Raw genomic sequence first — 9,992 nt, forward strand, 5'->3', positions numbered from 1 at the left:
CATCGCCACGACGATAAGGATTACAGGTGAAACCGGCCAGCTCTTCACAACGACTCACACTTCAGATTGATAACCTCACTTCCGACGGGGAAGGGGTTGCCCGTCGCAACAGGGACATCTATTTCGTACCCGGAGCCTTGCCGGGAGAAGAGGTGGAAGTCGTTCTGGACGGGCGTCGCCGCAAAGTCTGGCAGACTCGCCTGCTTAATATTATTCAAACCTCCGACCAGCGCGTACAACCGCAATGCCCTCATTATCAGCGCTGCGGCGGTTGTGATCTTCAGCATCTGGCGTATGCGGGCCAGGTCAGCTTTAAGCAGGATCGCGTCGCGCGTGAACTGATGCGTCAGAAGGTTGACGTGCCTGAGTGGGCGGATGCTATTACCGGCCAACCCTGGCACTACCGTCGCAAAGCCCGCCTGGGTGTGCGCTCAAGCAAGGAGCGTGATGAGGTTTTCGTTGGCTTCCGAGAGGCGGCATCGAAGCACCTGACCAACATTGATCGCTGTCCGGTACTGGACGACAACCCGGCACTCGACTGGGCCTGGTGGCGCGAGCTGATTCAGCAGCTGCAGGGGCGGGCGGTAATCACTCAGATTGAACCCTTACTCGCAGATAATGCTCTGGCTCTGGTGCTGCGCGTTCTCAAACCGTTATCCGCCGCTGATCAGCAGGTTCTGACTGATGCCCTGCAGGAGCTGGCGTCGGACGTAGAGTTGCAGTTGTGGCTGAAAACAGACAAAGACCAGCCGCCACATTGCGTCTGGCCGGATAAGCCTCAGCCTCTGCACCACGTCGTCGATGGCATGGAGCTGCGTATTCAGCCGGATGATTTCGTTCAGGTGAATGGTGCGGTCAACCGGGCCATGGTTGAGCAGGCAATGACATGGCTTGCGCCAGGTGAGAACGAAGTGTTGTGGGATCTGTTCGCCGGCCACGGCAATTTCAGTATGCCGCTGGCAAAACGCTGTTCAGGTGTTTTTGCGGTGGAAGGCGACGAGACTATGGTGGCCAGTCTAAGCCAACAGTCTGAGAAGTTGGCCCTTCCTTTGCAGGCAAAATGCGCCGACCTCAGTGGTCAGGGCGGGCTGGCTGATCTGCCACAACCGGATGCCGTGCTGCTGGACCCACCGCGTGCCGGTGCCGCAGGTGTGATGAACGAGCTCGTCGAACGTAAGGTACCGCGCGTACTTTATGTGTCATGTGATGCCGCGACGCTGGCGCGAGACCTGAATGTGCTGGTGGCTGCAGGTTATAAAGTTAAAAAAGCCGGGATCATGGATATGTTCCCGCAGACGCACCATGTTGAAACCATGGTGTTGCTGGAAGCGGGTCGTCGCTGACAGCTGAACAAGGGAATGGATGGCACGTCTGACGTGTCATAAGACAATCATTATATAAGCCCTGAATCCTGCGTACGGTTTCAGGCGACGACAGAAGGCTAATAGTCATGGTTAAGGTCAGAGAAGACCACCCACTGCTTCATGACGGCTCACTGGATGTAGAGAGCTGGCTGCAGAACGTTAAGCAGCAATATGACATCAAGGACCCGGAGGTCCTTGGTCGTGCTTTGCATATTGCCAAACAGGTTTCCGATGAAGCAATCGCCAACCGTACTTACTGGTCTATCGACAGTATGCAGATGGGTATGGAAATGGCTCAGATTCTTCTCGATCTGCGCCTTGACAGTGCCTCTCTGGTTGCGGCCGTACTCTACAGAGCGGTGCGTGAAGGTCGTCTGGCGTTATTGAAAGTTGAGCGTGAGTTTGGTGAAGAAGTCGCCAAACTGATTGAAGGTGTGTTGCGTATGGCGGCCATCAGCGCGATTCAGAAAACCAGCGATAAAATCGTGCTGGGTCAGCGTGAAGCTCAGGTGGAAAACCTGCGCAAAATGCTGGTTGCCATGATTGATGACGTCCGTGTCGCCCTGATCAAGCTGGCCGAACGAACCACCGCCATTCGTGCGGTAAAAGATGGCCCGGAAGACAAGCGTCGTCGTGTGGCGGAAGAAGTCTTTAACGTTTATGCGCCACTGGCTCACCGTCTGGGTATTGGTCATCTGAAGTGGGAGCTGGAAGATCTGGCCTTCCGTTATCTGCAGCCGGATTCCTACAAGAAAATTGCTAAGCTGCTGGATGAAAAACGTCTGGCACGGCAGGACTACATTAATGAAGTGGTGCAACGCCTGCGTGAAGAAATTCACGGCGTTGGTATCAAATGTGATGTGTATGGCCGGGCCAAACATATCTACAGTATCTGGCGTAAAATGAATCGTAAAAATCTGGATTTTTCTCAGATTTACGATATTCGCGCAGTGCGTATTCTGGTGCCGGAAGTACGCGATTGTTACGCCGTGCTTGGTATTGTTCACAGCCAGTGGCGACATATTCCCAACGAATTTGATGACTACATCGCCAACCCGAAAGAAAACGGCTATCGCTCTCTGCATACCGCGGTAATCGGGCCGGAAGGGAAAGTGCTTGAGGTACAGATTCGTACAGACTCTATGCACGAAGATGCCGAGCTTGGTGTCTGTGCTCACTGGTTATACAAAGGCACTGACCTCAATGCCAAGGATCAGGGCTACGAACAGAAAATCGCCTGGCTGCGTCAGGTACTGGAATGGCACGAAGAACTGGACGACCTGCCGGAACTGGCGGGTGAATTACGTGCAGATATTAATCCGGATCGGATTTACGTGTTCACTCCGGAAGGTCACGTGGTGGATCTGCCGCCGAAGGCAACCCCGGTTGATTTCGCTTACCGCGTGCACACCGAAGTCGGCAATAAATGTCGTGGGGCTAAAGTAAATGGCCGCATCGTACCGCTGACGTATCTGCTTAAAAACGGTGAGCAGGTTGAAATTCTCACCAGCGCCAATGCCCACCCAAGCCGCGACTGGTTGTATCCGGATGCGGGTTATATTCACACCACGCGGGCGCGGGCTAAAGTTGCGCACTGGTTTAAATTACAGGCACGCGATCAGAATATCGACGAAGGCCGGCAGATGGTGCTGCGCGAGCTGGACCGTCTTGATCTGGCCAACGAACCGCTGGTGGATGTCGCGCAGGACATGAACATGAAGTCCGTTGACGACATGTACGCTGCTGTTGGCGCCGGAGACCTGCGGGTCGGTCAGATTGTACATGCGGTACTGAAGCGAGTGGATTCTGGTACCCCGCAGCAGGAGCTGCCGCTGGCACGCCGCTCTGAGCCCGCGACGCGTAATACTGAATCTGACGGCATTTATATTGAAGGCGTCGGCAATCTGCTGACCCATCTGGCGCAATGCTGTCAGCCGGTGCCGGGTGACGATATCAAAGGCTACATCACCATCGGGCGTGGCGTGACCGTGCATCGCAGTGACTGCGACAATTTGCTGCATATGGAAGCGACCGAACCACAGCGGGTGTTGCAGGTAAGCTGGGGTAACCGTCCGCACCACACTTACCCTGTGGACATGCTGATTCAGGCGTACGACCGGACTGGTTTGCTACGTGATGTGTCGGCTGTGCTGGCGAATGAACGGGTTAACGTTATCGCCGTGAACACGCTGTCGAATCAGGGTGAGAACACGGCCAACATGCAGATAACCATCGAGGTTGAGAGCCTTGAGCGCTTTGGTCGTCTGATGAATAAAATTGCACAGCTGCCGAACGTGGTATCTGCCAAACGCGTGCGCAATGGAGCGCGTCTGTGATGTATCAGCTCGACGATCTGCTGTATCTGATGCGCCGTCTGCGTGATCCGCAGACCGGCTGTCCGTGGGATCTGAAGCAGGATTTCGCCACTATCGTTCCGCATACGCTGGAAGAGGCTTATGAAGTGGCTGATGCCATTGAACGCCAGGACTGGTCGCATGTGGAAGAAGAGCTGGGCGATCTTTTGTTTCAGGTGATCTTCTATGGCCAGATTGCTGATGAACGTAAGCTGTTTAACTTAGGGTCAATAATCCACCGCCTGGTGGAAAAGCTGATTCGCCGTCATCCTCATGTTTTTCCACTGGGAACCCTGCACAGTGAGCGCGACCCGGCGGTCAGTCCGCAAGAGGCAGAGATTAATGCCAACTGGGATGCGATCAAGCAGCAGGAAAAAGCCCTTAAGCCACAGATAGCGGAAAGTATGCTGGACGATGTTCCGGTGGCAATGCCGGCGCTGACACGTTCGGTGAAAATTCAGAAGAAAGTCAGCAAGGTGGGCTTTGACTGGCCTGATATCGCAGGCGTTGTGGATAAAATCCGCGAAGAACTGGCCGAAGTGGAGGACGAGCTGGAGCAAAGGGATGAGTCCCGGCTGCAGCATGAAATCGGTGACCTTTTATTTGCTGTGACCAATCTGGCACGGCACGTGAAAATTGACCCAGAAACTGCTTTACGCTCAGCCAATGATCGTTTCAGTCGGCGCTTTGCCGACGTTGAAAAGCGCATAGCCGAACAGGGTGGCTGGCAAACCGCCACCCAGGACAGCATGGAAAGTGCCTGGCAGTACGCCAAGCAACAGGAAGCTAAGGCAGACTGAGCCCTGTTAATGTGCGTCTTTCTGCAGGCGTACCATATGCTTTCGGGTCAGCTCCAGAAATTGTGGCGTTGGCCCGACATCTTCATACACCGGGAAGCCTTCTTCATCGCGTTCAATGACTTTGTCTCCGGCGACGTATGGGAATCCGCTGGTCAGATCAGACAGAGCAGCGCTGATCAGGTCTCTCAACAGTCTTTCTTTCGTACATCCTGGAAACATTTCTGCCAGTGCTTCCAGTCGTGCAGCATCGCGTACATTTAATGGCAGCGCATACTGAGTTTCGGTCAGCGGCTCGCCAAATTCCTTTTCCCAATGGGTTAATAATTCTGAAGCTTTCATGCGGTTAATTCCTTTGCTGAGTTCCTTCAGCTTAGAACGTTCGTGGGGAGAAAGGTTGCTTCGTCAACAAAGTGTTACCGAAATCCTGACATTTGATGCAATTTGTGGCCTGTACGACTATCGTGGAAAGGGTGTGGCATCGGTTGCTGTTTCAGTGCCATATTGCTACTCATGGAATTTCCGCACACTCATAGAATCATGGGCAGAGGAGCAGTTATGAGCAAACAGGAAGCCTTGCAGTTAGACCCCTTGCTGAGAGATAAAGTCCGCCTGCTGGGAAACCTTCTCGGTCACACCATCGAAAATCAGTACGGCGACGAAATGCTGCGGCGTATTGAAGATATCCGTAAACAGGCGAAAAAAGCCCGTGCTGGTGACAACGCTGAACGTGATCGCCTGCTGGCACTGCTGAAAACCATGCCGGATGACGCACTGGTTCCTGTAGTGCGAGGTTTCAATCAGTTCCTGAATCTCGCCAATATTGCTGAGCAACAGCATGGAGCCAGCTGGCGCCGTCAGGATTTTCATCAGGATGAAGTCGAGCAGATGTTTAATTCCCTGCTCGACCGGCTGCAGGCCTCCGGTGTGGATGGTGTCGAACTGACACACAAAGTGGCCGATACCAATATTGAGCTGGTACTGACGGCTCACCCTACTGAAATTACCCGCCGGACCCTTATTCAGAAATACGACCTGATCGCGAGTCTGCTACAACAGCGTGATGACCTGCGTGATGACCATCCATCGCTGCCACACATAGAACAGCAATTGTCTTCTCTGGTGGAAGAAATCTGGTACACCGATGAAATTCGTCAGGTGCGTCCTACTGCTGTAGATGAGGCAAAATGGGGTTTTGCCGTTATTGAAAATTCGTTGTGGCAGGCTGTGCCGGATTTACTGCGCAATCTGGATGAATCATTGCGTGAGCGTGGTGCCGGTGCATTACCACTGACCGCGGCACCGGTGCGTTTCTCTTCCTGGATGGGGGGGGACCGTGATGGCAATCCGAACGTAACCTCAGTGGTTACCCGTGAAGTGCTGCATCTGGCACGCTGGATGGCGGCCGATCTGTTTTTACGCGACGTTGAAGAGTTAAGCATGCAGTTATCGATGTCTGCAGCATCTGCCGAGCTGAAACATTACATTGGCGAGGAAACGCTTGAGCCGTACCGGCGTTGTCTGCATAGCGTGCGAGAACGCCTGGAAGATACCAAGGTGTGGGCGGCGGCGATGGCGAAAGGTCAGGACAGCCACTGCCAGCCATTATTGGATGAAGAAGAGCTGCTGCAACCGTTAATGCTTTGCTATCACAGCCTGGTCGACTGCGGACAGGAGAGCGTCGCTAATGGCCTGCTCCTTGATACCCTGCGCCGCGTTGCCTGTTTTGGCCTGACTTTATTGCGACTGGATGTTCGTCAGGAATCTACGCGTCATGCTGATGTGTTGCAGGAGATTTGTCATTTTTACGGCTGGGGTGATTACCACAGCTGGGACGAAGAGAAAAAGCAGACGTTTCTGATCACTGAACTGAAGTCGCGCCGTCCTTTGATACCGGTCAGCTGGCAGCCCTCGGCTGAAGCACAGGAAGTACTGGATACTATGAACGTACTGGCTACCAGAGCCGGCGACGGGGTGTCGTGTTACATCATTTCCATGGCAAGTGAGCCATCGGATGTGCTGGCCGTTGCATTGCTGTTACAAGCCTGTGGCGTACGTGATCATCTGCCCATTGTCCCCTTGTTTGAAACCCTGGATGACCTGAAACAGTCATCACCACGTATGGAAAAACTGTGGTCACTGGAATGGTACCGTGATTACTGTCAGGGCGCTCAGCAAGTGATGATCGGCTACTCCGATTCATCCAAGGATGCCGGACAGCTGGCTGCGGTATGGGCCCAGTACCGGGCGCAGGAATCGTTATCTGCGGTGGCTCGCGACAAAGGCATTCGTCTGCGCCTGTTCCATGGTCGCGGTGGCAGCGTTGGGCGTGGTGGTGGCCCTGCTCACCGGGCGATTCTGGCGCAGCCGCCGGGTTCAGTGGCAAATGGTTTGCGGGTGACAGAGCAGGGCGAAATGATCCGCTTTAAATTCGGTTTACCCGACGTCGCTACCCGTAACCTGAAGGTATACGTTTCTGCTGTACTCGAAGCGAACCTGCTACCGCCAGAAGCTCCGGGTGAGGAATGGCGTGAGATGATGGAGCAGCTGGCTGCTGACGGCGTCAAATCCTATCGGGCGATGGTGCGCGATACCGCCGACTTTGTTCGTTATTTTCGTTCAGCAACCCCTGAGCAGGAACTGGGCAAGCTGGCATTAGGTAGCCGTCCGGCGCGGCGTAAAAGCGGTGGTGGTATTGAAACCTTGCGTGCAATTCCGTGGATTTTTGCCTGGACGCAAATGCGTCTGATGTTACCCGCATGGTTAGGCTCTGACGAAGCTCTCGGCACAGCAATAGCTGCCGGAAAGCTTGATGAGCTACGATCGATGTATCAGGGCTGGCCATTTTTCCGTACTTATATCGATATGCTGGAAATGGTGTTGTCGAAAGCCGATGCAGAAATCGCCCATTATTATGAAGCGCGCCTGGTGGAGCCTGAATTGCAGCCACTTGGAAGTCAGCTTCGCAGTCGTATGGCCACTATTCGTGCTCATGTTCTGCAGATTAAGGAGCAGCAAAGCCTGCTGCAGAATAACCTGGCATTGCAGCAGTCGATGAGTGTACGTAATCCATACACAGATCCTTTGCACTACCTGCAGGCTGAGTTGCTCTATCGCGAGCGTCAGGATCAGGATGTGATCAGCGCTGAAGTTGAAAAGGCGTTAAAAGTCAGTATGGCCGGCATCGCCGCTGGTATGCGTAACACTGGCTGATTCCCCGCACCGCGCCAGTATTGGCGCGGTTTCTTTTTGTCGTCTATACCAAAGTCTGGCGTTCTCACGGCTGTATTTTCGTGACAATCACTTGAGCAATAGTGGCGCTCGGAGTAAGGTTAGGCCTATTTTTCTCAAGGCTGGTCGAAAATTGAACAATTTAGGCCTGCTGAACAGTTTCTATTAACCACGAGGAGTATGCGCATGCGCGTAATTCTGTTGGGTGCGCCAGGTGCTGGTAAAGGTACTCAGGCTCAGTTTATTTGTGACAAATTTGCTATTCCGCAGATTTCAACTGGCGATATGCTGCGTGCAGCGGTGAAAGCTGGTACTGAACTCGGCCTGAAAGTAAAAGAAATCATGGAAACCGGTGGTCTGGTTTCTGATGAACTCATCATCGGTCTGGTGAAAGAGCGTATTCAGGAAGCAGATTGTGCAAATGGTTTCCTGTTTGATGGTTTCCCGCGCACCATTCCTCAGGCTGAAGCGCTGCTCGAAGCAGGCGTTGATATCGACTATGTTGTTGAAATCGATGTTGCTGATGAAGAGATTGTAAAACGTCTGAGCGGCCGTCGTGTTCATCCGGGTTCCGGTCGTGTTTATCATGTTGTTTACAATCCACCAAAAGTGGAAGGTAAAGACGACGAATCAGGTGAAGATCTGGTTCAGCGTGATGACGACCAGGAAGAGACCGTTCGTAAACGTCTGGCGATCTATCACGATCAGACTGCCCCTCTGGTTAGCTTCTATAAGTCTCTGCGTGCAGAAAAAGGTGAAGCGGCTCCTGAGTATGCTCATATTCCAGGTATTGGCTCCCTGCAGGAAATCACTGATCGTGTAATGGCTTCTCTGCAGAAGTAACAGACGCGATTGAAGAAAAGGGCCGTAAGGCCCTTTTTTTGTGCACGGCGTATTCAGCCGGATAGTAAGAAAACCGTAAAGCGTCACTGAATAGTCAAACTTTTTTCAGGACATTCAATAAGTTACCTTAATTGAATATCGGCTTCTGTATTTACTTAACAGTTTATAAGTCAGAAGAATTCATTCCATTAATACGAACTGAGGTTCGGTTATATAATCCTCTGGCAGAGTGATATTCATTTTCCGGCTTTATGATTTAACGACTCGCGAGAATAAATATCGGCGCCTTATTTTACACCCGGTAAGTAAAAAGACCGCTCTGGCCTGCTTAGTCCGTTAAATATTTTGGTATTTGTATAATAAAAATACTATTATTGATTCTGGTTAGCTTCAGTGCATATATATTTGTGCTAGCGTTCAGATTACCTGATCAGAAAAACTTCAGAGGAAAGCAAAATGGCCAGACCTAAAAAAGCTCCAGCTAAACGCGGTCGTAAGCCGGCAGCGACTAAAGCTGCTGATGCAGTACCTGCTGTTGTAGCAAAAGCAGCAGCCGCAGCTGAAAAAGCAGCCGCAGCCGTCACTAAACAAATGGCTAAGGTAGAAGCTGCTGGTAAAAAAGCAGATGCTGCTAAAGCAAAAACAACCCCTGCTGGTAAGCGTGCGGCGGCAACTGCTGCAGCAGCTCTGAAAGCAGAAAAAGCAAAACTGGCTTCTCTGAAAGCAGCTGCACGTACTGCCACCATCGCAGTTAAAGCGGCTGAAATTGAAGCGAAAGGCGAAGAAGCCGCTGCTAAAGCGAAAGCAGCTGTTGAAGCTTTTGCTGCCACACTGGCCGCTAAAGCAGATGCTGATCTGGCTAAAGCCGTTGCCGCTTTTGAAGCTAAGTGGAAGAAAACCCGCAGCAAGCAGGATGCAGCTAAAGTTGCGGCACGCACTAAAAAAGAGAATACAAAAGCAGCGGCTGAAGCTAAAAAGCTGAAAGCCAAAGCAGAAGCTCTGACTAAGCCTGCAGCAGCGCCTAAGCGTCGTGGCCGTCCGGCTAAAGCTAAGCCAGCGGCAGATGCGGCACCTAAGCGTCGCGGTCGTCCACCAAAGGCGAAGCCAGCAGCTGAAGCAGCAGCGCCGAAGCGTCGTGGTCGTCCGGCTAAGGCAAAAGCCGCTGCACCTGCAGCAGCGCCTAAGCGTCGTGGTCGTCCAGCGAAAGCGAAGCCAGCAGCATCTGCTGCGGCGGCAGCGCCAAAGCGTCGTGGCCGTCCACCTAAAGCGAAAGTGGAAGCCTGATTAAAGAAAGCCCGGTTCATTCCGGGCTTTTTTTTTGGTTCATCGCATTTAAGCGTGAAAAATGAGAACGGCAGTAAAATCGGTTAAGTTTGCATTCGCCAAAACCCAAACAAAACCGA

Annotated in this window: 7 protein-coding genes; 6 read left to right on the forward strand and 1 reads right to left on the reverse strand. The window is 52.6% G+C overall.

Annotation, left to right across the window (positions count from 1 at the left end; translation table 11 throughout):
* The first annotated feature begins 26 nt into the window (after positions 1-26).
* The 3 genes from rlmD to mazG all read left to right on the forward strand — a co-directional run bounded on the left by rlmD (position 27) and on the right by mazG (position 4,518).
* Positions 27-1,343 carry a 23S rRNA (uracil(1939)-C(5))-methyltransferase RlmD gene (rlmD, locus tag I9W95_RS13865; protein ID WP_225675897.1) on the forward strand — a complete coding sequence of 439 codons (1,317 nt, stop codon included), beginning with the start codon at positions 27-29 and terminating at the stop codon, positions 1,341-1,343.
* 107 nt (positions 1,344-1,450) lie between these two features.
* Positions 1,451-3,700: a GTP diphosphokinase gene (gene relA / locus I9W95_RS13870; RefSeq protein ID WP_225675899.1), complete on the forward strand. Its 2,250-nt coding sequence runs from the start codon at positions 1,451-1,453 to the stop codon at positions 3,698-3,700.
* Positions 3,700-4,518, forward strand: a complete 819-nt coding sequence (gene mazG / locus I9W95_RS13875; RefSeq protein WP_225675919.1) for a nucleoside triphosphate pyrophosphohydrolase — start codon at positions 3,700-3,702, stop codon at positions 4,516-4,518. The genes relA and mazG overlap by 1 nt, the downstream gene beginning before the upstream one ends.
* A gap of 6 nt (positions 4,519-4,524) precedes the next feature.
* On the opposite strand, the gene I9W95_RS13880 is transcribed toward mazG, so the two are convergent.
* Positions 4,525-4,857 carry a hypothetical protein gene (locus I9W95_RS13880; RefSeq protein ID WP_225675902.1) on the reverse strand — a complete coding sequence of 111 codons (333 nt, stop codon included), beginning with the start codon at positions 4,855-4,857 and terminating at the stop codon, positions 4,525-4,527.
* Positions 4,858-5,073: 216 nt separating this feature from the next.
* On the opposite strand from I9W95_RS13880, the gene ppc reads away from it, so the two are divergent.
* The 3 genes from ppc to I9W95_RS13895 all read left to right on the forward strand — a co-directional run bounded on the left by ppc (position 5,074) and on the right by I9W95_RS13895 (position 9,873).
* Positions 5,074-7,728, forward strand: coding sequence for a phosphoenolpyruvate carboxylase (gene ppc / locus I9W95_RS13885; protein WP_225675903.1), 2,655 nt, complete (start codon positions 5,074-5,076; stop codon positions 7,726-7,728).
* Between the two features lie 204 nt (positions 7,729-7,932).
* Positions 7,933-8,589: an adenylate kinase gene (gene adk, locus I9W95_RS13890; RefSeq protein WP_225675905.1), complete on the forward strand. Its 657-nt coding sequence runs from the start codon at positions 7,933-7,935 to the stop codon at positions 8,587-8,589.
* A gap of 456 nt (positions 8,590-9,045) precedes the next feature.
* Positions 9,046-9,873, forward strand: coding sequence for a hypothetical protein (locus I9W95_RS13895; protein WP_225675907.1), 828 nt, complete (start codon positions 9,046-9,048; stop codon positions 9,871-9,873).
* The last annotated feature ends 119 nt before the right edge of the window (positions 9,874-9,992 follow it).

This window comes from Thalassolituus marinus (assembly GCF_020320395.1).
Classification (GTDB): Bacteria; Pseudomonadota; Gammaproteobacteria; order Pseudomonadales; family Oceanobacteraceae; genus Venatoribacter; species Venatoribacter marinus.

What these genes read in the sequence shown, in the direction of transcription:
- ppc (WP_225675903.1), top strand. Translation starts at nt 5,074, where the DNA reads ATGAGCAAACAGGAAGCCTTGCAGTTAGACCCCTTGCTGAGAGATAAA.
- I9W95_RS13895 (WP_225675907.1), top strand. Translation starts at nt 9,046, where the DNA reads ATGGCCAGACCTAAAAAAGCTCCAGCTAAACGCGGTCGTAAGCCGGCA.
- adk (WP_225675905.1), top strand. Translation starts at nt 7,933, where the DNA reads ATGCGCGTAATTCTGTTGGGTGCGCCAGGTGCTGGTAAAGGTACTCAG.
- relA (WP_225675899.1), top strand. Translation starts at nt 1,451, where the DNA reads ATGGTTAAGGTCAGAGAAGACCACCCACTGCTTCATGACGGCTCACTG.
- mazG (WP_225675919.1), top strand. Translation starts at nt 3,700, where the DNA reads ATGTATCAGCTCGACGATCTGCTGTATCTGATGCGCCGTCTGCGTGAT.
- I9W95_RS13880 (WP_225675902.1), bottom strand. Translation starts at nt 4,857, where the DNA reads ATGAAAGCTTCAGAATTATTAACCCATTGGGAAAAGGAATTTGGCGAG.